Origin of the sequence: Sulfuricella sp. (assembly GCF_035531155.1) — a bacterium.
Lineage (GTDB): Bacteria > Pseudomonadota > Gammaproteobacteria > Burkholderiales > Sulfuricellaceae > Sulfuricella.
This window is the reverse complement of sequence record NZ_DATKTK010000003.1, coordinates 24,880-44,426: the sequence shown is the minus strand read 5'-3', so window position 1 is coordinate 44,426 and position 19,547 is coordinate 24,880. Positions and strand designations below refer to the sequence as shown.

At 56.1% G+C, this 19,547-nt stretch carries 18 protein-coding genes, 3 tRNA genes and 1 pseudogene; 2 read left to right on the top strand and 20 right to left on the bottom strand.

From position 1 onward, the window contains the following. Positions 1 to 116: 116 nt before the first annotated feature. From zwf to glgP, 9 genes are all read right to left on the bottom strand, one after another. Positions 117 to 1,529 (bottom strand): glucose-6-phosphate dehydrogenase, encoded by a 1,413-nt coding sequence (gene zwf, locus VMV64_RS00255; protein WP_325327934.1) that lies wholly within the window; start codon positions 1,527 to 1,529, stop codon positions 117 to 119. 57 nt (positions 1,530 to 1,586) lie between these two features. Beyond that, positions 1,587 to 2,360, bottom strand: a complete 774-nt coding sequence (locus tag VMV64_RS00250; protein WP_325327933.1) for a M90 family metallopeptidase — start codon at positions 2,358 to 2,360, stop codon at positions 1,587 to 1,589. A gap of 123 nt (positions 2,361 to 2,483) precedes the next feature. After that, positions 2,484 to 2,996 carry a zinc ribbon-containing protein gene (locus VMV64_RS00245; RefSeq protein ID WP_325327932.1) on the bottom strand — a complete coding sequence of 171 codons (513 nt, stop codon included), beginning with the start codon at positions 2,994 to 2,996 and terminating at the stop codon, positions 2,484 to 2,486. A gap of 92 nt (positions 2,997 to 3,088) precedes the next feature. Then, complete coding sequence (locus VMV64_RS00240; protein ID WP_325327931.1) at positions 3,089 to 3,283, bottom strand: hypothetical protein; 195 nt, start codon at positions 3,281 to 3,283, stop codon at positions 3,089 to 3,091. A gap of 32 nt (positions 3,284 to 3,315) precedes the next feature. Then, the gene (locus VMV64_RS00235) at positions 3,316 to 3,612 is read right to left on the bottom strand and encodes a DUF1840 domain-containing protein (protein ID WP_325327930.1); all 297 of its coding nucleotides are present in this window, start codon (positions 3,610 to 3,612) and stop codon (positions 3,316 to 3,318) included. Between the two features lie 87 nt (positions 3,613 to 3,699). Further along, complete coding sequence (locus tag VMV64_RS00230) at positions 3,700 to 4,587, bottom strand: ADP-polyphosphate phosphotransferase (protein ID WP_325327929.1); 888 nt, start codon at positions 4,585 to 4,587, stop codon at positions 3,700 to 3,702. Positions 4,588 to 4,757: 170 nt separating this feature from the next. Further along, positions 4,758 to 6,062, bottom strand: coding sequence for an acetate/propionate family kinase (locus tag VMV64_RS00225; protein ID WP_325327928.1), 1,305 nt, complete (start codon positions 6,060 to 6,062; stop codon positions 4,758 to 4,760). A 195-nt stretch (positions 6,063 to 6,257) separates the two neighbouring features. Further along, positions 6,258 to 6,878, bottom strand: coding sequence for a CDP-alcohol phosphatidyltransferase family protein (locus tag VMV64_RS00220; protein WP_325327927.1), 621 nt, complete (start codon positions 6,876 to 6,878; stop codon positions 6,258 to 6,260). Positions 6,879 to 7,017: 139 nt separating this feature from the next. Beyond that, positions 7,018 to 9,567: an alpha-glucan family phosphorylase gene (gene glgP, locus VMV64_RS00215; RefSeq protein WP_325327926.1), complete on the bottom strand. Its 2,550-nt coding sequence runs from the start codon at positions 9,565 to 9,567 to the stop codon at positions 7,018 to 7,020. 475 nt (positions 9,568 to 10,042) lie between these two features. On the opposite strand from glgP, the gene VMV64_RS00210 reads away from it, so the two are divergent. Continuing rightward, positions 10,043 to 10,372, top strand: a complete 330-nt coding sequence (locus VMV64_RS00210) for a BON domain-containing protein (protein ID WP_325327925.1) — start codon at positions 10,043 to 10,045, stop codon at positions 10,370 to 10,372. Positions 10,373 to 10,684: 312 nt separating this feature from the next. Here VMV64_RS00210 and VMV64_RS00205 read toward each other — a convergent pair whose 3' ends face one another. The 9 genes from VMV64_RS00205 to VMV64_RS00165 all read right to left on the bottom strand — a co-directional run bounded on the left by VMV64_RS00205 (position 10,685) and on the right by VMV64_RS00165 (position 17,042). Continuing rightward, complete coding sequence (locus VMV64_RS00205) at positions 10,685 to 11,038, bottom strand: DUF5329 domain-containing protein (RefSeq protein ID WP_325327924.1); 354 nt, start codon at positions 11,036 to 11,038, stop codon at positions 10,685 to 10,687. Positions 11,039 to 11,052: 14 nt separating this feature from the next. After that, the gene (locus VMV64_RS00200; RefSeq protein ID WP_325327923.1) at positions 11,053 to 12,648 is read right to left on the bottom strand and encodes a phospholipase D family protein; all 1,596 of its coding nucleotides are present in this window, start codon (positions 12,646 to 12,648) and stop codon (positions 11,053 to 11,055) included. A 564-nt stretch (positions 12,649 to 13,212) separates the two neighbouring features. Then, positions 13,213 to 13,301, bottom strand: a tRNA-Leu gene (locus VMV64_RS00195). Positions 13,302 to 13,553: 252 nt separating this feature from the next. Then, a tRNA-Cys gene (locus tag VMV64_RS00190) sits at positions 13,554 to 13,627 on the bottom strand. Positions 13,628 to 13,699: 72 nt separating this feature from the next. Continuing rightward, positions 13,700 to 13,775: transfer RNA gene (locus VMV64_RS00185), tRNA-Gly, on the bottom strand. Positions 13,776 to 13,831: 56 nt separating this feature from the next. Beyond that, positions 13,832 to 14,404, bottom strand: coding sequence for a CDP-diacylglycerol--glycerol-3-phosphate 3-phosphatidyltransferase (gene pgsA, locus VMV64_RS00180; RefSeq protein WP_325327922.1), 573 nt, complete (start codon positions 14,402 to 14,404; stop codon positions 13,832 to 13,834). After that, a complete protein-coding gene (gene uvrC, locus VMV64_RS00175) occupies positions 14,404 to 16,260 on the bottom strand; it encodes an excinuclease ABC subunit UvrC (RefSeq protein WP_325327921.1) in 1,857 nt (618 codons plus the stop codon). The genes pgsA and uvrC overlap by 1 nt, the downstream gene beginning before the upstream one ends. Then, on the bottom strand, positions 16,205 to 16,390 hold the full coding sequence (locus VMV64_RS00170; RefSeq protein ID WP_325327920.1) for a 4-oxalocrotonate tautomerase family protein: 186 nt from the start codon (positions 16,388 to 16,390) through the stop codon (positions 16,205 to 16,207). Before VMV64_RS00170 ends, uvrC begins: the two co-directional genes overlap by 56 nt. A gap of 1 nt (position 16,391) precedes the next feature. Continuing rightward, a complete protein-coding gene (locus VMV64_RS00165) occupies positions 16,392 to 17,042 on the bottom strand; it encodes a uracil-DNA glycosylase (protein ID WP_325327919.1) in 651 nt (216 codons plus the stop codon). A 122-nt stretch (positions 17,043 to 17,164) separates the two neighbouring features. On the opposite strand from VMV64_RS00165, the gene moaA reads away from it, so the two are divergent. Continuing rightward, complete coding sequence (moaA, locus tag VMV64_RS00160; protein WP_325327918.1) at positions 17,165 to 18,151, top strand: GTP 3',8-cyclase MoaA; 987 nt, start codon at positions 17,165 to 17,167, stop codon at positions 18,149 to 18,151. A 52-nt stretch (positions 18,152 to 18,203) separates the two neighbouring features. Here the strand turns inward: moaA and VMV64_RS00155 are convergent, their stop codons facing one another. Continuing rightward, on the bottom strand, positions 18,204 to 18,359 hold the full coding sequence (locus tag VMV64_RS00155) for a hypothetical protein (RefSeq protein WP_325327917.1): 156 nt from the start codon (positions 18,357 to 18,359) through the stop codon (positions 18,204 to 18,206). Between the two features lie 140 nt (positions 18,360 to 18,499). Then, positions 18,500 to 19,528, bottom strand: a pseudogene (locus tag VMV64_RS00150) (transposase); the annotation flags it as partial. Between the last annotated feature and the right edge of the window lie 19 nt (positions 19,529 to 19,547).

The following is a 19,547-nucleotide window of genomic DNA, read 5'->3' as shown; positions in this document are numbered from 1 at the left end:
AGCGCTTTTTGACGCAATGCAGTCCATCAGGTCAGCGGGTGAATAGGCTGCGATATTCCTGGGGTCGAGCGCGATGTGTCCTTGGCGCGGCAAGAGTATCACCTCGTTCGCCGCTGTCATTTTGCCGCCTTAACCAGCATGGGATTGTGCCAGCTTCCGTCTGCCGCAATGAGCGCGTCAGCTTGTTTCGGCCCCCAACTGCCGGGCTTGTAGGGGTGAGCCCGGTGGTGCGTATCAAGGACTGGATCGACCACCGCCCAGGCAGCCTCAACCGCATCTTCACGGGTGAAGAGCGCGCCATCGCCGGCCATGGCGTCACCCAACAGCCGCTCGTAGGGTGTTTCCCCTCCCGGCTGTTCATCCAGCAGGTAGAGCTCGTGCTGGTCGCCGACGAACTCCTTGCCTGAGCGCTTGACGCGCGCGGCGAGGGCAACGGCGGAGTTGGGGGAGAGCCGGAAGCGCAGATAGTTGGCCCGCCCGTCCACCGGAGCTGAATCGTCGAACAGCCTTTGCGGTGGTGGCTTTAACTCCACCAGAACCTCAGCCGCTGTGGCAGCCAGACATTTGCCGGAACGCAGGTACCACGGCACCCCCTCCCAGCGCCACGAGTCGAGGAACAGCCGCAGAGCGCAGAACGTCTCGACATCCGAATCCTTCGCCACGCCAGGCTCTTTCCGGTAGCCGGCGTACTGGCCACGCACCACGTCGTCCGACTGCAGGGGGCGCATGGACTGGAACACCTTGGCTTTCTCGCACTGGATGGCACCATAACCCTGATAGGCCGGCGGCTCCATGGCAAGCAGCGCGACAATCTGAAACAGGTGGTTCTGGATGACGTCGCGCAGGCAACCGGCGCTTTCGTAAAATACGCCACGACCCTTCACGCCGAAATCCTCGGCCAGCGTGATCTGCACGCTGGCCACGCAGTTGCGGTTCCAGATCGGTTCGAGGAAGGAGTTGGCGAAACGGAAATAGAGGATATTCATGATCGCCTCCTTCCCGAGATAGTGGTCGATGCGGAAGATCGAGTCTTCCGGAAACACCGACAGCGCGATGCGGTTGAGCTCCCGCGCCGAAGCCAGGTCGCGTCCGAACGGCTTTTCGACGATGATGCGCGCCTGATCGGCCAGACCCGCAGCGCCGAGCCCTTGGATAACCGCGGCGAACAGCGCGGGAGGAATGGCGAGGTAGTGCGCCGGGCGCCGGGCATCGCCCAGCGCCTGCTTGAGCGCTTTGAACGTACCCAGGTCGTTGTAATCACCGTCCACATACTGGAGCAGGGAAAGAAGGTGGTCGAGGGCCTCCCGGTCATCGATCTTGCCGGCTTGCTTGATGCTGTCCGTCGCCTGTTTGCGCAGTTGCGCCAGGCTCCACTTCGAGGAGGCGACGCCAACCACCGGCACGTTGAGGACGCCGCGCTTGGCCATCGCGTAGAGCGCCAGAAAAATCATCTTGTGGGCGAGGTCGCCGGTCACGCCGAAGATCACCAGCGCATCAGCCGGCGTCGTGCGGCTATAGGTATTCCCCATCTCAGCACCCCTCTTTCTTCTCATCATGCCCGCCAAGTGGTAACTCTCCAGGATGAATCAACGCGATGCGGCCTGTCGGTAAAACAGCGTCAGTTGCTTGTGGACACTGGGACAGCGGTTTTTCAAAATATCCGGCGCAGTAAAAAAAACCTCGCTCAATACCGCGAAAAACTCTGCCGGGCTGGTGGCAGCATAAGGATTGATAAAGGCTGATTCTCCTGCCGCTACTTGCAGGCACAGTGCATCGTAGGCCCCACTCAAGGCCTCGGCCCATCTTTTCCGGCTCATGCCACGACGCAATGGCGGCATGCCATTCGTTGCCCCATTGAAGCCATCCAGCTTATGTGCGAACTCGTGCAACACAACATTGTGTCCGGCCTGGTAATGATAGGTGTCCCGCTCCACGTCATCCCAGGACAAAATTACCGGGCCACGCAACCATGACTCGCCGGTTAAAACGCTTGCTTCGTCATGTACCAGGCCAATGGCATCCATCTGCGCATGATTAACGCGAAACGCACCCGGATAGAGTATAACCTCGACCCAGCCGTCGAAATACTCCACTCCCAGATTCAGGATCAACAAACAGGCCTGGGCGGCCACCGCCACCTTCATTGTCGGCGTTACCTCCAAACCCTGGGCGCCGGTGATTGATTTCTGATCCAGAAACCATGCCGTCATCTCGCGCAGATGCGCCATTTGTACCGCGTCCAGGCTTCTCAAAATCAACACGCGCCGAGTCACGCTTCGCCAGATGTGGTGAGGTATCGGATGACGCTTGAGAATCCTGCGCATGCGCCAGCGCTGTAGCGCAGTTCCTAGTGGGCGCATCTCTTTTTCTCAGTGACCGGCGACATGGCGCGGCATGAGCTCCAGTGGTTTGCCCACTTCAAGAACATGGCAAGTAGTCTTGATCTCCTTGTTGGGACTGTGACTTGGAAATTGCGATCGGGATTATTCAAAATTCTGCCGATGAAAGTGCGTACTGTTGCATTTGGGGCAAGGCGGGATGTGGCCAGGTTTGTGAAAATGCAATTTTTCACCACACTGATCGCAAACCAGCGTTCCTAGCCCAATGAGCTCACCGGTATGATATTCGGCGCTTGCCGCCTGTTGCTTTAATCGATATAGCGCTTTCGTGGTCTGATCTGCCGCCGCGGAAAAACGCTCCCAAAATTCGTGCTTCATCAACGCCACGTCAAAGCCCACCCACTCCTTCAATTCCTTGCCGGTCTTGTCCAGATACCCCGCAGCATCGATCAGATCCCGTTTCACATAGGCTTCCAGCTTGACGACTTCATCTTCACTAAACTTAGTCAAGGCCACGACATCCCCCCGAATCTCATCAATCATTTGGTGGATGGCGGCGCCGCTTTGATGCGCTTTCTGCTGCGCCTTCTCCAGCAACAATTCATAAGCTTCACCCATTGATTCGATTTGATCGTGCGGTGGAAGTGATTTCTTCATTTCGACGCTCCTTAAATTGTGTTATTTCACTCCGTTTTACCGGATGAATCGGTGACCGAACCAAGCGCACTGGCCCCAAGGTTCTGTTCCGTTTAGCCCAGCAATTCCTTTTCGATATCCTCCAAGGCCTTGCGTATTTCCGCCAAAATAAGTTTATCCGCAACGTTTTGATCGATCTCCGGCACATCCCAATCGAATATGGCACGATATTTTTCGACCAAACTTTTCACGTCCGCGATGATTTCACTGCGATGCCCCTCCAACTCCATCTGTTCCAATTTTTTCATGATGTTTCCTTTTGTAACAACAAAATGGCAATTTATTTCCACATTACGTTACAGCCTGCCTTTGCTGCCGCAGTAAGTAGGTTAATTAGAGGCAGCGCTCGATTAGCCATGCTCACCACCGGCTCATCCCCATCCTTATCCTCAACTGGCGGCGAGGCTTTTTCTGCATCGATAGCGGCTGTTAACCGACTCAGCGCGACAGGAACATCTGCCGCCAGAATAGCGCCAGGCACGGTTGCGCTGTGTCCCATCATTTTCAGCATGGCAAGCGCGACATCCCCAAACATAGTGATGTCGGCATGGGCGTCTGTTGTAAATGTCACCAGCATACAGTCCTCCTCGAATAAATAAATAGTATCTGCTTGCGCAATTGCACAAGCCAATCAATGAGCCAGTGCAGGCCGAATTTATCGAGCTCAGTTGCCACTTGGACCTTCCTTCATCAGCCGTTGGCGGATCGACTGCAATTCCTGCCGGCGCTTTGCGTTGGCTTTGGGATAGCGCATCTTGAGCGCCTTAAAAGTATCTAGAATAATCCTTGAAATAATCAGCCGAGCGTTCTCCTTGTCGTCGGCGGGCACCACATACCAAGGCGCAATTTTTGTACTCGTTGCGCTCAGGCACGCCTCATAGGCCTGCATGTACTGTTTCCAGAATTTCCTCTCTTCAATGTCGGCAAGACTGAATTTCCAGTTTTTTTCGGGCTCGTCGATGCGATCGAGAAAGCGCTTTCGCTGCTCTTCCTCTGAAAGGTGAAGGAAGAACTTGATGATCCGTGTGCCGTTACGGTAGAGATGGTTCTCCAAGTCCACGATGGAACGATATCGCTCCTGCCAGATGGTTTTCTCGTCGAGCAGCCCATCAGGAAGCCCCTGGCTGCGGAGAATCTCCGGATGCACACGAACGATCAACACCTCCTCATAATAGGATCGGTTAAAGATGCCGATCCGACCGCGTTCCGGCAAACACTGGGAGGTGCGCCACAGAAAATCGTGTTCCAACTCCGTAGCACTCGGATGTGTGAAACTGAACACTTGGCAACCTTGGGGATTGATGCCGGACATCACGTGCTTGATGGCGCCATCCTTCCCGGCCGCGTCCATGGCCTGAAAAATCAGCAATACTGCATAACGGTTGGATGCGTAGTGAAGTTGTTGCAGTGCGCTTAGCTCCCCCACCTGTTCTCCGAGGAGTTCTTGATACTGCTCCTTCGACTGGTAAACGGGCTTCACAAGCGTCGGCCACTTCTTGAGTTTGACCTTTTCGCCTTCCTGTACCCGGAAATCCTTTGAATTGATTTTCATCGCTATCCTTTCGGCCGTCGCTAAGACCCTGTCAGCGCCTAGAAGCCGGAGACGACGTCGAACAATTCCTCGTCGATACCGCTCTGGCGCAGGCGGTGGAACGTCCGGTTCAGGTCCTCCAGCAGTTCATCTTGCGCAGAAGATCAGGCGACAACGGTTGGTCCTTGAGCTTAGGCTTTTTCGTCTTCATGACCATATTCATTTTCCTTTTCAATTGGGAGACCCAAAACGTGGCAGACCGATTTCGCGATCATCTTTTCCTCATCCGTATGCATGACGCGAACAGCGACCCGGCTGGTCTCCGCGGAAATCGCGCCTGCATTCGTCGCGTTGCGGTTTTCATCGATCTCGATTCCAAGAAATTCCAGCCCGTCACAGATCCGCGCACGGACTTCAGGCGCGTTCTCTCCGATCCCCCCCGCGAACACCAGCGTATCCAGTCCGCTCAGCGCTGCGGTGTATGACCCGATCAATTTCTTGACCTGGTAACAAAACAGTTCGACCGCCTCGGCTGCGCGCACGTCCTCAATTTCGAGCGCCAGCAAGTCGCGCATGTCGGAACTGGTCTCAGACACGCCGAGCAGTCCGGATTCATGATTGATGAGCTTGCTGAACTGTTTGGGTGTCAGGTTCTCACTCTGCATCAAGTACCATGCCACGCCGGGATCCAGGTCGCCTGTCCGGGTGCCCATTGGCAAACCGCCGGTCGGTGTAAATCCCATGCTGGTATCGATACTTCGGCCGTCGCGAACGGCAGCCATGCTCGCCCCGTTACCAAGGTGAGCCAGGATCACGCGGCCTTGGGCGGCTTTCGTGCCGGCAACATGTGCGAGTTCTTGCATAAGATAAGCATAGGACAGGCCGTGGAACCCGTAGCGCTGGATCCCCATGGCGTCGAAACGACGCGGGATAGGCAAGAGCCGGGCTACGCGCGGCAAGGTGTGGTGAAAAGCCGTGTCAAAGCAGGCCACCTGAGGCAGTTGCGGATAACGCCGGCGGAATGCTTCGATCAGCTCAATCTCGCGTGGAAGATGATCCGGGTCATACGGACTGATGCGGTGCAGTTCATCCAGCAATACCTGAGAAACACGCTCGGGCTGGATGTGTTTCATGCCGTGGACCACGCGGTGTCCCACAGCCATGACGTGCGTAAAACCGACCTGCTGTTCGAGCCAGTCGATCAGAAAATTAGCCGCCGAACTGTGATCGTCAGCTTCTATGCCAAGACTGCCTTGCTGACCTCGGGACGCATCGCTGTAAGTCATATCCGTCCCGGATAAGCCGATGCGATCAATTTTTCCTGCCAACCCTCGTTGCATCTGCTCACCGGTCTGATACAGCGCGAACTTGATGCTCGATGAGCCGCCGTTGATCGTTAGCAGAGAAAACGACTCGCGGCTTGCCCCCAGGGTTTTGGCATGTGTGGCCAACTCTACTGGGCTTGCTGAACCTGACAGCTGATCATTGATTGGCATGTTTCTTTCCTGGTTGCTGTTATCAATGTCTTGATTATTTCTTCAGTCTCAGCAGTCGCGCGTTGATTGCCACAATTCGACGCGCCTCTGCTTCGTTGTTCGCAAATATCTGGTTTTAGTCGTTTACAAACACCTGGTGACTGACGAGAATCCGGTCGGGTTGTCGTCGTAGGGCAAATCGAGCCAGAAAATATCTCAGAGTTTCGGAATGTGCAGTGTCCGGCTGATCATCAATGAGCCGGAAACCGCGAACATCAACACGAGCGGGTGGAACTGCCATGGACCAATGTGGGTCATCCCAAACCAGATATGGTTGCCGATCGCACCGTATACCGCGGCGATGGCAATGACGATGACGAGCAACAGCGAGCTGGGGATTGGCGTGCCCTCGAAATACTTTACCTTGTCGCTGCCTTGCGCCAGGGTCTCGGCAGTAATGTTGTAGCGGGCAAGGCGGCTCACACCGCACGCAACGAAGTAGATCAGAATCAAACGATCCCAGAGGCCGTCCATGCCAGCTCCATAGGCGATAGCTACCGGCGCAACGCCAAAAGAGATGACATCGGCCAGGGAGTCCAGTTCGCGCCCCAGCGACGAGGTTTGCTGACGCCAACGAGCAATGCGGCCATCGAAGACATCGAATATCAACGCCAGCGGAATCAGGGCGCAGGCAAACAACAGGTGCCGCACGTCCTGGCTCTGCAAATAGCTCATCACGGCGAAAAGCGCACCGACGCCGCAGGCTGCATTCCCTAACGTAAACCAGTCCGCGAGATGGAAGCTGCGGATCATTGAGAGATGCTTACCTTGTTTCATGGCGCGGGATCCTTAATTAGACTCATCGGAACAGCCTCCCTAACTTAGCAAAATTCACGGGACGTTTTTGACCTGCATCCAATATCCACGATTGAGGTTGGAACAACGGGTCGTGGTCGCCGTATCTTTCAAAACCGAATCACCGCTGCCACAGGATATGAGCATCTTCCAGAGGAACCGCCACATGATCATGGTGCGGTATGAGTCGCGCCGTATAGTCCGACGCCGGGCGGGCTGCAGGCACGCCTGCGCGATAGGCGTAGCCATTTGTTGCGCCCACCAGTTGCCGCACGCGCTTCATCTCCACTCGCTCCGGTGCTGCACCGTTAACGCCACCGGCATAAAGCTCGACCCGCACTGCCTCCGGGTCGAGGTCATCGAGATACGTTTGAACCTCAAATACGTGTTGCTTGCCATCGGTTTCAAACTTAACTTCGCCGAAGCGTAGTGCGGCCCATTTTTGGTTCAGATCGTGCCGCCAATTAACCATATCCACGCCGATTGCGCCTTTATCGGCAGCCCGCGTACGGTAGGCTGAGGCCGCCGGAAGGTAGTGCTGCTCGGTGTATTCGCACACCGAGCGATTGGTGGAAAAACGCGGCGTCAATCGCGCCATGCTTTCCCGCATCCGGGTCACCCAGGCGCTGGGGATACCTTGTTCGTCACGAATATAGAACTCCGGGACCACCTCGCGTTCGAGCAGGTCATAGAGGGCTTCAGCTTCGACAGCGTCCCAGGCGGGATCGCTATCATGTTCCTGACCATCCCCCAACGCCCAGCCTACTTCCGGCGTGTAGGCTTCCGCCCACCAGCCGTCCAATTCAGACAGATTGATGCCGCCATTGACCAGCACCTTCATGCCGCTTGTTCCACACGCTTCCCAGGGGCGTCGTGGCGTATTGAGCCAGACATCCACTCCCTGCACCAGCTGCTCGGTCAAATCCATGTCATAGTCACTGAGGAAGATCACATGGGGGCGTACCTCGGGCCGACAGATGAAACGCATCCATTGCTGAATCAGGGCCTGCCCTGCCAGGTCTGCGGGATGGGCCTTGCCAGCCATGATGATCTGTACCGGGCGTTGCGGATTTGTCAGGAGGCGCAGCAGTCGTTCCGGGTCGTGGAGCAGCAGATTCGGTCTCTTGTAGCTTGCAAAACGGCGAGCAAAACCCAGCGTCAACGTATTGCTGTCAAACAGGTGCTTCGCACCATCAACCGCCTCGAGCGATGCGCCGGATACCGCCAATTGCCGGGACCATCGTTCGCGGGCGTATTCAACAAGGGACTTGCTGGCGGCGGTACGAAATTGCCAGAGCCTGGCGTCGGAGACGCTACGAATGTCCTGCTCCAGGGTTTCCGTTGCTGCACCCAGCCAGCGGTTCTTGCCACAAAACTCTGTCCAAAGATTATCGGCAGCCGCCGAATCCCAGGTCGGCATATGGACGCCGTTGGTCACGTGTCCGACCGGTACTTCTTCAGCTGGCCAGTGCAAAAAGAGCGGCTCAAACAGATGCCGGCTCACTTTTCCATGCAAGCGACTCACGCCATTCGCCGCCCCACTCCCACGAATCGCCAGATACGCCATGTTGAAAGGTTCCGACGAGTCATTCGGGTTCTGGCGGCCCAAGGCCAGCAAATCGTGGTGGGTTATACCGAGCTGCGTGCGTGCATAACCAGCCAGGTATTGCTCGATGAGCGCCGGAGCGAAACGATCAAAACCGGCAGCCACCGCCGTGTGTGTGGTGAAGAGGTTGCCCGCTCTGGTGACAGCCATCGCGACCTCGAAGGTCCGCCCGGTTTCCTCCATGAAGCTTCGCGCGCGCTCCAGCACCGCGAAGGCCGCATGCCCTTCATTCAAGTGGCAGACCTCCGGCTTGACGCCGAGCGCCGCGAGCAGCCGCCATCCGCCAATCCCGAGCAGTATTTCCTGTTTGAGGCGCAACTCCGGTCCGCCTCCATAAAGCTCGCTGGTAATGCCTCGATGCGCAGGGTAATTCGCTGCGTCATTACTGTCCAGCAGGTATAGTTTCACGCGACCGACCTGAACCTGCCAGGCGCGCAGCCAGACCGAGTAACCGGGTAACGCCACCTCTAATCGCAACCACTCTCCATTCGGTTTACGCAAAGGTGTGATCGGCAACTGTCCGGGGTCGTTGTACGGAAAGAGGGCCTGTTGCGCGCCATCCTTATCGATCACCTGGCGAAAATAGCCTTGCTGGTAGAGCAGCCCCACGCCGATCACAGGGACGCCCAAATCGCTGGCGGCCTTGAGTTGATCGCCGGCCACATTGCCCAGCCCCCCCGAGTAAATGGGCAACGCTTCGCTCAACATGAATTCCATACTGAAATACGCCACGCAGCCTAGCTGCGATTGCGGGTAGGCTTGCTGAAACCACGCAGGCGCCTCTGCCGCATCGCGCCTGGCTTGCAGCAGATCGTCAACGTTTTTGCGGAAAGCGGGATCGGCTAAAACAAGCTGGAGTTTCTCCCGTGAGACCGTCTGCAAGACGACCCAAGGGTTATGCGTGAGCTCCCACAGCACAGGATCCAGCTGCCGCCACACTTGGTCGGTGGCATGATTCCACGACGAACGCATATCCAGGGCAAGCTCGGTAAGGGAATCGAATCCCTCTACGTCCGTCGACAAAAGACGCGCCTTCGGGTGACTGACCCGTGTTTGTTCGCTCATAGACTCTCCTTCAAACTTGTCCTGGACGCAATCTCCATCTGCTGCTTGGGCGCCGCCAGCGCAGCACCGACGATGGCCTGTGCTTCCGCCAGGAGTAGCGCAATCAGCGCGGCCCAACAAGGGAAAACGTCTATTGGGAGTTAAATTATCTGCGCCAGGAGGAGATTCGTCGGTACGCTAGCGCACATAGTTGGAAAGGAAACGCTTTGACAGTCTTAGCGTAGATGCTGTCAGCACTGAAGATTGGCAATGACGTAGCAATCACGGCCACCATTTTCCCCTTTGAAAAGCGCCATGTCAGCGCGCTTGATTGTAATGGACTTCAATCAATCGCATCAAATTCCACACGATGGCCATCGATCACCAGATAATAATCTGCTTCATTTTAAAAGCGCTGTGTGCGCCAGCGTACAGATCGAATTTGAAAATAGCCGGATCATCCGTACCTCCTACTTAATAAATGAAAAGGCAGATCATGAAAACCAAACTCGCGACAACATGTCTCATCATCGGCACCTTGCTGGCCCCAGTTGCGGCCTATGCCGCAGATTCTGACAAGGACCGTTCACACCCCATGACATACGTCAAAGACTCGGTAATCACAACCAAAATTAAGGCCAAGCTGGCCGCGGATCATCCGGGCAGCATGAAGCATATTCAAGTCGATACCGATAAGGATGGCGTTGTGTGGTTAACCGGCACTGCCAATACCCAGGAAGAAATAAACCAGGCGATTGCAACGGCACGCAACACTGAAGGCGTAAAATCGGTTTGGAGTGATCTCAAAATCAAGATGGACCGCTAAGGTTCCGGCTCGACGCTAACGCTTAGACCGCGGCGCGTAATTCGCGCTGCGCAAACCGGTCCAGAGGCCGATGTAATCGCCTCTGGCCCTTTCATCTCTGCCGATCCAAAGTGCAATATCCGGGTGTTTATCGCTCGCGGACGAGCGGCTGCAGCGACAACAATTCAACCTTCATTCGTTACTCTGTACTGCGTACTGATTCGGTATCGTTTGCGCTCAAAGGGTCTCATATCCTGGGTTTTCATTTCGCGAGGTTACGTTTCCCAAAGTTATCAGGGCTTCCAATTCTTCTCGACAGCCGTTCATATACGTTTAATAAGTTCTAAAACGCACAAGTTCATCACGCAGCCATTGTTTACTTGTCACCGGTGCGCTGCCAAAGCACCTCACCAGATACGGGTTACCGCTAATACTGCTTTCAGTGGCCGCCCTCTCAATAAAGTCTTCGGTGGTATTGATCAGATTTCTTGCAATAAGCCATTTGAACTTATCGCGCAAATGCACTTGTGCGGATTTCGAGTCGTACCAGGTGCCGTTGCGATAAAACTCACATCCTGACCCCTCGATATAACCAAGTAGGAAATTGACTTCTATTGGCATACTTGCCGGGGGCTCCGCACCCGCAACTGGCACCGACAAGAGTCCCAGCATCAGTACCGAACCCATTGTCAATCGTATGTTCATAGTTCCTTATCCAGTGGCAGTAGCGATAAAATATTGACCTCGACTCTTTGCCAGTCACTCCGGGCCGGTTCCGTGTCGTACTCAACGGCTTTGCCGTCTTCCTGAGTGTGCCACACCGAACTTGGCGACCCCCCCGCATCGTTCTGACGCAATGCCAGCCTGTAGGAATTGACCGGCTGCACCATGGCTTCGAAACGCGCAGCAATTTGTTGAGCAAGCTCGGGACTGTCAATGATCAAGCCAATCTCGGTGTTAAGATGCATCGATCGTTGATCGAAATTCATTGAACCTATGAACAGCTTCTGGCGGTCAAATGCAAACAGTTTCGCGTGCAGGGAATAATTTCCATAGCGCGATATTGCCGTCGTTTCACCGCTGCCTCTGGCATTACCCAGAAGTGAGCGGATCTCATAGAGCTCCACGCCATTCTCAAGCAGGGGCACCCGATAATGCATGTAACCGGCCTGCGCCAGCAACACCGTCGATGATTCGAGTGAGCTGGTCAGGACGCGGACGCGAACGTTGCGCTGGCGCAGGTCTTTGAACAACTTCATTCCTTCTTTCCCCGGTATCAGGTAGGGCGTGACCATCAGCAGCTCGGACTGCACCGCGACAGTGGCATTGGCCACCGGCCGATGCATCAGCCTGCCCACCATCGCGCCATTTTCCACTTTCTTCTTGTCTGGGCTGTCGCAGATCAGCTGCGCGTGCGCCCAGACCAGGGGCAAGCGGCCGGAGATCATCCCGTTAAATGGCTCGCCAGTCGCTAACCGCTTCACATAGCCGATACCGTCCGACTTCAACTGCCGGCTCTGTTCGTGCAATACCTCGCGATGCTCGTTCAAGGCGGCATGTGACGACTTCCCGCCTGAAAGCGCCTCGGCCGGGATCGACAGAGCACTGCTCCAGTACTCGTCGAAGGTCGCCGAGAGCTGTTGGGCGATAGGACCGGCGGCGAATACGTCGTCGTCGGCGAATTGGGACTCAGGGTCGATCTGAAAGTATTGATCACCTATATTGCGCCCGCCTACGAGCGCTACTGCATTGTCCACGACGAGCAATTTATTGTGCATTCTATAGTCGAGCCGGGAGGCATTGAACATGAATTCGATGGCTCGAAACACGTTGGTATGGCCGCGATACGCAAATGGGTTGAAGATTCGGATCTCGACTGAAGGATGCGCTTCAAGCGCCGTAATCTGTTCGTCGCCGGCCACCGTTTCGCCATCGTCGATCAGCACACGCACACGCACCCCGCGATCGGCCGCATGCAGCACAGCATCGGTAAGCAGTCGGCCAGTTTCGTCCCCGCGAAAAATGAAATATTGAAGGTCGAGTGTTCGTTCTGCGGCATTGATCATTTGCATTCGGGTCAGGAACCCGTCGGCACCTACTGGAATGATGCGAAATCCGGAGTTGCCATTATGTTCGCGCGCCGCATTTTCAAACTGTCGGCCAAGCCGGGTCTCCTCCGGATGAGCCAGCGCCGAGGACGCTATTTTTGGGAAGTTGGAGCCGGGGGGAAGCGACGCGCATCCACTGAAGACCGCGACGATCAGTACGACAAGCGAAAAGTGGAACCGGCCGATCATCACCGTGCTCCAGCGAGGTTGCCCCATCGTTCATGCCTTCATTTTGTTAGTGACGCCCCACTCGGGCCGCTTTAAAAACCGGATTGTGAAAACGCGCATACGAAGTCCGTTTGGAAAACGATACAGGTTTTTATTGACAAGTTATGTGCGATAACGAACAGAGCACCTAAAGAATAGTAGAAACGATGGCCATCGTTATGAGGAACGCCAGGGAATTGAGCTTCTCCCGGTCAGTACAATTATAGAACTTGGTGCGAAGAGCTGTGCGGTGCTAGAAATCTTTATCCAGGAAAGCGACCAGCGAACCTGGAGACAATGGCAGAGCGGGGACGCCGTGCCCACTGCGCGCCACCTAATGGCTGTTGTTTCAACAGCTATTGGAAGAGGTGATTACAAAGGAAAGCTCTTGGCAGATGTCCCCACCACTCCGCCTGCAAAAGAATTACTAGCTTTGATCTGTCAATTGTAAGCGCCAAAAACAAACCACGGGAAAATTTTCAAGGCAAAAATCATGGTAGTCAATGATCACGAGTTATAACAAATCGCCATAACTCGTTGATTTATTGGTGCCCGGAGCCGGAATCGAACCGGCACGCCGCGTTAGCAGCGAGGGATTTTAAGTCCCTTGTGTCTACCTATTTCACCATCCGGGCATCGATTTATTCATGACGTTTCTAGAAAACGTCGTTGCAATCTACTCACGAATCGAAGCGCGTGATTTTACCACAGCCACGCGCAGGCTCATTGTTTTAAACAAACCGTCATACTTTCCCAACTTTTGGGCATTATCTATGCCTTGGGGTTACAAACGAGGTTACTGGAAAGGGGATCAAGCGGGGTGAAATCACTGAATGGCAAAAGCGCTTCGCCAAACGTTAGCGTAAGCTTGTCACGGAAGTGATTGATGGAGGCGGGGGTCGGAATCGAACCGGCGTAGACGGCTTTGCAGGCCGCTGCATAACCACTTTGCTACCCCGCCGTTGGAACAGGAGCGCACAAAAACGTGCTGAATTCAACTAAAAAGGGAAAGCGTTTGCTTTCCCTCGGAATCTGGAGCGGGAAAAGAGACTCGAACTCTCGACCCCAACCTTGGCAAGGTTGTGCTCTACCAACTGAGCTATTCCCGCATTTAAGAAGCCGCTATTCTAGCGACTTTGGCGCCAATGTCAACACCGAGCGCCATTCACTTTCCTTCAAACACCTGCGGTGCAGCCTGCTTGAGATAATAAACCATTGACCATAAAGTCAAAATAGCCGCAATATAAATCAGCCAGGTTCCCCAAACATGGGTGTCGATTACCTGCAATATCGGGTCATGGTATAGCAGCAGCAGAATCGCCACCATTTGCGCGGTGGTTTTGAGCTTGCCGATGAACGAAACCGCCACGCTTTTACCCTGGCCGATCCCGGCCATCCATTCGCGCAACGCGGAGATGGTGATTTCCCGTCCGACGATGACCAAAGCAATCAGAGCGGGCACGCGATCGAATTTCACCAGGATGATCAATGCTGCCGCCACCATCAGCTTGTCCGCTACGGGGTCTAGAAAGGCGCCAAAAGCGGTGGTTTGTTTCAGCACACGGGCCAGGTAACCATCAAGCCAGTCCGTCACTGCCGCCACGGCAAAAATCACTGTCGCGGTGAGGTTGACCCACTGCGGCTGCAGCCATGTGGCCGGCAGGTAGAACACGGCCGCAAACACCGGAATCAGCAGGATACGCAGCCATGTCAGTAAGTTTGGAATATTCAGTGGCACTAATGAAGTCCCTGGTAAATTTTTTCTGCTAGCGTCTGGCTAATCCCTTCGACCTGGGCCAATTCATCTACGCTAGCGGCTTGCACGCCTTTCAAGCCACCGAAACGAGCCAGCAATTTCTGCCGCCGTTTCGCCCCCACGCCGCCGATATCCTCCAGCGACGAATGCAGACGTGCCTTGCCGCGCCGCGCCCGATGCCCGGTGATGGCGAAACGATGCGCCTCGTCGCGGATTTGCTGGATCAAATGCAGCCCGATATGATCTGCAGGCAATTGTAACGCCTTTTCGCCGCCCGGAAAAATCAGCTGCTCCAGACCCGCTTTGCGCTCTGCCCCCTTTGCCACGCCGACCAGGCGGACATCGCTCAAGCCCACCTCGGCCATCACCTCCTCGGCTACCGCTAACTGCCCCTTGCCGCCATCGATCAGGATCAGGTCCGGCATACTGCCCTCGCCTGCCGCAATCTTGCGGTAGCGGCGTGTCAGTACGTCGCGCATGGCGGCATAATCGTCCCCCGGCGTGATGCCGGTAATGTTGTAGCGCCGGTACTCGCCATTCTGCATGGCATAGTTGTCGTACACCACGCAGGACGCTACCGTCGCCTCTCCCATGGTATGGCTGATGTCGAAGCACTCGATGCGCCGCGTCCCCTCCGGCAGGTCCAGCGCCTGGATCAGCGCCTGCAGCCGTGCCTCCTGGGAGGATTGCTGGCTGAGCCGCTGCGCGATCGCGAGCCGCGCGTTTTCCAGCGCCATCCTCAGCCACACCCGCCGCTCGCCGATGGGCTTGGCGCTGATCTGAACTTTTCGTTTCGCTTGCTCGGTAAGGAGCGCCGCCAGCATGGTGTCATCCAGCTTTTCACTGACGATAATCAGGGGCGGCACGGAGCGGCCGATATAATGCTGCGCCAGAAAGGCTTCCAGCGCGGTGACCGCATCGCACTCGTCGGCATTTTTGGGGAAGAAGCTTTTGTCGCCCAGATGCCGGCCTCCCCGGATCATCACCAGATTGACGCAAACCACGCCTTCCTCTGCGACGCAGGCCACCACGTCCGCATCCAGGCCGCTCTCGCCGCTGACGAACTGCTTTTCCTGGATCGTACGCAAGGCCATGACCTGATCGCGCAACACCGCAGCCGCCTCGTAGCGCTGCGCCTCCGCCGCCGCATGCATGGCCACTTCCAGGCGCTCCAGCACCTGCTGCTCCTTGCCTTCCAGGAACAGCTCGGCCGCCTTCACGTCTTGATGATAGTTTTCGTCTCCGATCAAGCCGACGCAGGGCGCGGTGCAGCGCTTGATCTGGTAGAGCAGGCAAGGACGGGTGCGGTTGTTGAAAACGCTGTCCTCGCAGGTGCGCAGACGAAACACCTTCTGGAGCAACTGCATGCTTTCCCGAACCGCGCCGGCATTGGGGAACGGCCCGAAATACCGGTTCTTCTTGTCGGGCGTGCCGCGAAAATACCCCAGCCGCGGGTAGCGGTGGCCGCTCAGCATGATGTAGGGATAGGACTTGTCGTCGCGGAACAGGACGTTATAGCGGGGAGCCAGCGCCTTGATCAGGTTGTTTTCCAGCAACAGCGCCTCGCCTTCGGTGCGCGTGACGGTGGTCTCGATCTGAACGATCTGCGACACCATCAACCCGGTGCGCGGCGCCAGCGTGGTTTTCTGGAAGTAGGAAGAAACCCGTTTCTTGAGATCGCGCGCCTTGCCGACGTAGATGACCTCTCCGCCCGCGTTGAGCATGCGGTACACCCCCGGAAGATGGGGCAGATTAGCAATAAAATGTCTGGGGTCGAACAAATCAGTCGGCGTCGAGCAGTTCACCCGCAAACGCCCAGTTTTCGTAGGGCATCTCATCGAAGGAGATGACCGTATAGGACCGGGGTTTGTTGGCGATGCGTTCCAGGGTGTCGGTAACCTCCTCAGCGATTTTCTGCTTCTGCTCGCGGGTGAGCGTACCGGCGATGCGAATATTGACGTAGGGCATGTCAGCTCCTTGGCAAGTTGTTGCGGATGTTGGCGAATACGGACTCGAACATTTCCGCGGTCAGGCGTCTGGTCTGGGTATTATAGCGACTGCAGTGATAGCTGTCGTACAGGGTCATTCCCCTGGGAAGGGCATGCACCGCGCCATGGCCGAAGGAAAAATCCTTGAGCTTGAGCCCCAGCGCGCGCAACACCGCCTGATGCGCGATTGTGCCCAGCGCAAGAATCGCGGCACCCGCTTCAAGACCGGCGATTTCCTCGCCGAGATAGCCGTTGCACTGCCTGATTTCAGCAGGCTCCGGCTTGTTTTGCGGCGGCAGGCACTTGACCGCATTGGTGATACGGCAGCCAATCAATTCCAGCCCGTCCTCCGCGCTGACCGAATCCGGTGCGCTGGAAAATCCGTACTTGTGCAGCGTCCGGTACAGCAATATGCCTGCAAAATCGCCGGTAAACGGCCGGCCGGTCCGGTTGGCCCCATGCATTCCCGGTGCTAGGCCGACGATCAGCAAATGCGGATCCTCAGCACCAAAAGGCGGTACGGGCCTGGCGTGGTATTCCGGATGATCGCTGCGCACCTGACCCAGAAATCCTGCCAATCTTGGACATCTCATGCAATCAGTTGAAAAGCCTGAATTATTTGTTATTTCCATTTCCAGCCTTCACTTTTTTTCATCATAATTTTTAGAAAATACCACTATTCACCTATTGCATCGTGTTAAAAATAGGATAAGGATATCGTTTCGAATAGTGTTTGTAATCTTCAGAAAACCATATGGTCAACGAACCCATCTTGCAAGACCGTTTCGGCAGACACGTCGAGTATCTGCGCCTGTCGGTCACCGACCGTTGCGACCTGCGCTGCACCTATTGTATCCCGGAAGGTTACAAGGGTTTCGAGGAGCCCGAACTATGGCTCAGCTTTGACGAAATCGAACGCGTGATCGGTGCATTTGCTCGCCTCGGGGTCAGCAAGATCCGGCTGACCGGCGGTGAACCCCTGACGCGCCGCAACCTGCCTGATCTGGCTCGCCGCCTGAGTGCCATCGATGGCGTCAAGGATCTCTCCCTCAGCACCAATGCCACCCAGCTTGCCAAACATGCCGTGGAGCTCAAAAAAGCGAAAATATCCCGCCTCAACATCAGCCTGGACTCCCTCAATCCGGAGCGTTTCAGCCAGATCGTGCGGCGAGATTGCCTCGATCAGGTCCTGGCAGGATTGATGGCCGCAAAGGAAGCCGGCTTTGCCCCGATCAAGATCAACATGGTCGTCATGGCAGGCGTGAACGACGACGAAATCGACGACATGGTGGCGTTCTGCATCCAGCACGACTTCACCCTGCGCATGATCGAAGCCATGCCGATGGGCGAAACCGGCAGGAACGCGCAATATCTTGACCTTCAGCCCGTCAAGGCGCGCTTGCAGCAGCGCTTCGGGCTGATCGACGGCGTCATGGCCGGAGGAGGCCCGGCGCGCTACCTGAAATCCCCGGATGGCGCCTTCACCGTCGGCTTCATCACCCCGATGTCGCAGCATTTCTGCGACACCTGCAACCGTGTCCGATTATCGGTCGATGGCACCCTGTACATGTGCCTGGGCCAGGACGAAAGCCTGGCGTTGCGCCCCCTGCTGCGTGCCGGCGCTTCGGACGACGAACTGGCTGCCGCAATCCGCGCCGCCATCGAACTCAAGCCTCAACGCCACGAATTCCGCGAAAAACCGGACCAGATAATCCGCTTCATGTCCCTAACCGGCGGTTGATGCCTGCGCCGCGGCCACTGGTCGATTTTTATCTCGGCACCGCCCCGGACGATCACGGCAGGACATTCGACGCCATTCTGGCACACGACGACGAATGGCTGGAATACACCCACAATTTCATCCAGTGGCTGTTCCCGCTGACCAGCAACAGCGGCGCAAACCCCACCGCACCCACGTTGGAGCCGCACAGATCGTCGAATTCCGCCACAACCCGGCGCTACGAAAACAACTGTTGCGCGCGTTCGACCGCATGCTGGATTTTTACGGCCTGGTCAGAACCCCGAGCAGCATCCGCAAGGCACCCAACTGGGCGCAAAGCAAATCCCTCTGGTTCACCCACCCCAGCTCCTTCGTGATGTGTGAGCGCGGGTTCTTGAATGGTCGCCAATCGCAACACAGAGCATGGCCTTCAGGACAACGGTATTCGTTGCCCTCTGCATTCCACTGGAAATCGCTCCGCGAAAGGGTGCCATCGTCACGAGCCGTCTTATCCCAAACAGGCACATGTGGTGCAATCCCTTTGTCATTCACCATCCAGTCCAGCATGGGAGCGGTGCCATAGGCTGTGTCTCCCACCAGATGCTCAGGCTTCATTTCGAACCGCTCTTCCACGCAGTCAACCATAGTCTTGGTCGAATTCACTTCTTCCGTACGGTAGGCTGGAGTGGCTTCCGCATCAACGATGATGCCGGCTTTTAGATCGATCAGATAGTTGATCGAGTAAGCGTAGAAAGCGGGTTCGCCAGTTGCGGCAGTCCAACGTGCAGCCGGATCGGTCAGCGAGATGTTCTTGGGTGGCGTTTCGGTCTGATTGGTTTCCTCAAGGCCAGCCAGGTACTCATGCACTGCACGCGTCATACAGATCTCATGCGCCCAGTCGATCGGCTGGTTCCCTGGCAATCCTCGCGCTCGGTTCGCATCGGCCTTGACGATGCTGGCATCGACGGCGAATCCTTCGCCACCCACCAGCCCCTCGGACATGCAGCGACGCAGAACCGTTTCAAACAAATGCCGGAATGTCTCGCTATCGCGGAACCGGCCATGACGGTTCTTGGAGAATGTAGAGTGATCCGGGACGGCATCTTCCAAACCCAATCGACAGAACCAGCGGTAGGCCAGATTGAGATGTACTTCTTCACACAGCCGGCGTTCTGAGCGGATACCGAAACTGTAGCCGATGACCAGCATGCGGATCATCAACTCGGGATCAATGGAAGGTCTGCCTGTGTGGCTGTAGAACTCAGCTAGGTGCTGGCGCAGGTCACTCAGATCAAGGAAACGATCAATGCCGCGGAGAAGGTGATTCTGGGGAACGTGGTCTTCGAGGTTGAATGCGTAGAACAGTCTATTCTGACCACCCGGCTGACATCCCATCATGATTATTTATCCTCAATAA

Coding starts and splice junctions, on each gene's coding strand:
- VMV64_RS00210 (WP_325327925.1), top strand. CDS start 10,043: ATGAAAACCAAACTCGCGACAACATGTCTCATCATCGGCACCTTGCTG.
- VMV64_RS00200 (WP_325327923.1), bottom strand. CDS start 12,648: ATGATCGGCCGGTTCCACTTTTCGCTTGTCGTACTGATCGTCGCGGTC.
- zwf (WP_325327934.1), bottom strand. CDS start 1,529: ATGGGGAATACCTATAGCCGCACGACGCCGGCTGATGCGCTGGTGATC.
- VMV64_RS00250 (WP_325327933.1), bottom strand. CDS start 2,360: ATGCGCCCACTAGGAACTGCGCTACAGCGCTGGCGCATGCGCAGGATT.
- VMV64_RS00235 (WP_325327930.1), bottom strand. CDS start 3,612: ATGCTGGTGACATTTACAACAGACGCCCATGCCGACATCACTATGTTT.
- VMV64_RS00240 (WP_325327931.1), bottom strand. CDS start 3,283: ATGAAAAAATTGGAACAGATGGAGTTGGAGGGGCATCGCAGTGAAATC.
- glgP (WP_325327926.1), bottom strand. CDS start 9,567: ATGAGCGAACAAACACGGGTCAGTCACCCGAAGGCGCGTCTTTTGTCG.
- VMV64_RS00165 (WP_325327919.1), bottom strand. CDS start 17,042: ATGGAAATAACAAATAATTCAGGCTTTTCAACTGATTGCATGAGATGT.
- VMV64_RS00225 (WP_325327928.1), bottom strand. CDS start 6,062: ATGCCAATCAATGATCAGCTGTCAGGTTCAGCAAGCCCAGTAGAGTTG.
- VMV64_RS00205 (WP_325327924.1), bottom strand. CDS start 11,038: ATGGGTTCGGTACTGATGCTGGGACTCTTGTCGGTGCCAGTTGCGGGT.
- moaA (WP_325327918.1), top strand. CDS start 17,165: ATGGTCAACGAACCCATCTTGCAAGACCGTTTCGGCAGACACGTCGAG.
- VMV64_RS00245 (WP_325327932.1), bottom strand. CDS start 2,996: ATGAAGAAATCACTTCCACCGCACGATCAAATCGAATCAATGGGTGAA.
- VMV64_RS00170 (WP_325327920.1), bottom strand. CDS start 16,390: ATGCCCTACGTCAATATTCGCATCGCCGGTACGCTCACCCGCGAGCAG.
- VMV64_RS00230 (WP_325327929.1), bottom strand. CDS start 4,587: ATGAAAATCAATTCAAAGGATTTCCGGGTACAGGAAGGCGAAAAGGTC.
- VMV64_RS00220 (WP_325327927.1), bottom strand. CDS start 6,878: ATGAAACAAGGTAAGCATCTCTCAATGATCCGCAGCTTCCATCTCGCG.
- uvrC (WP_325327921.1), bottom strand. CDS start 16,260: ATGAGATGCCCTACGAAAACTGGGCGTTTGCGGGTGAACTGCTCGACG.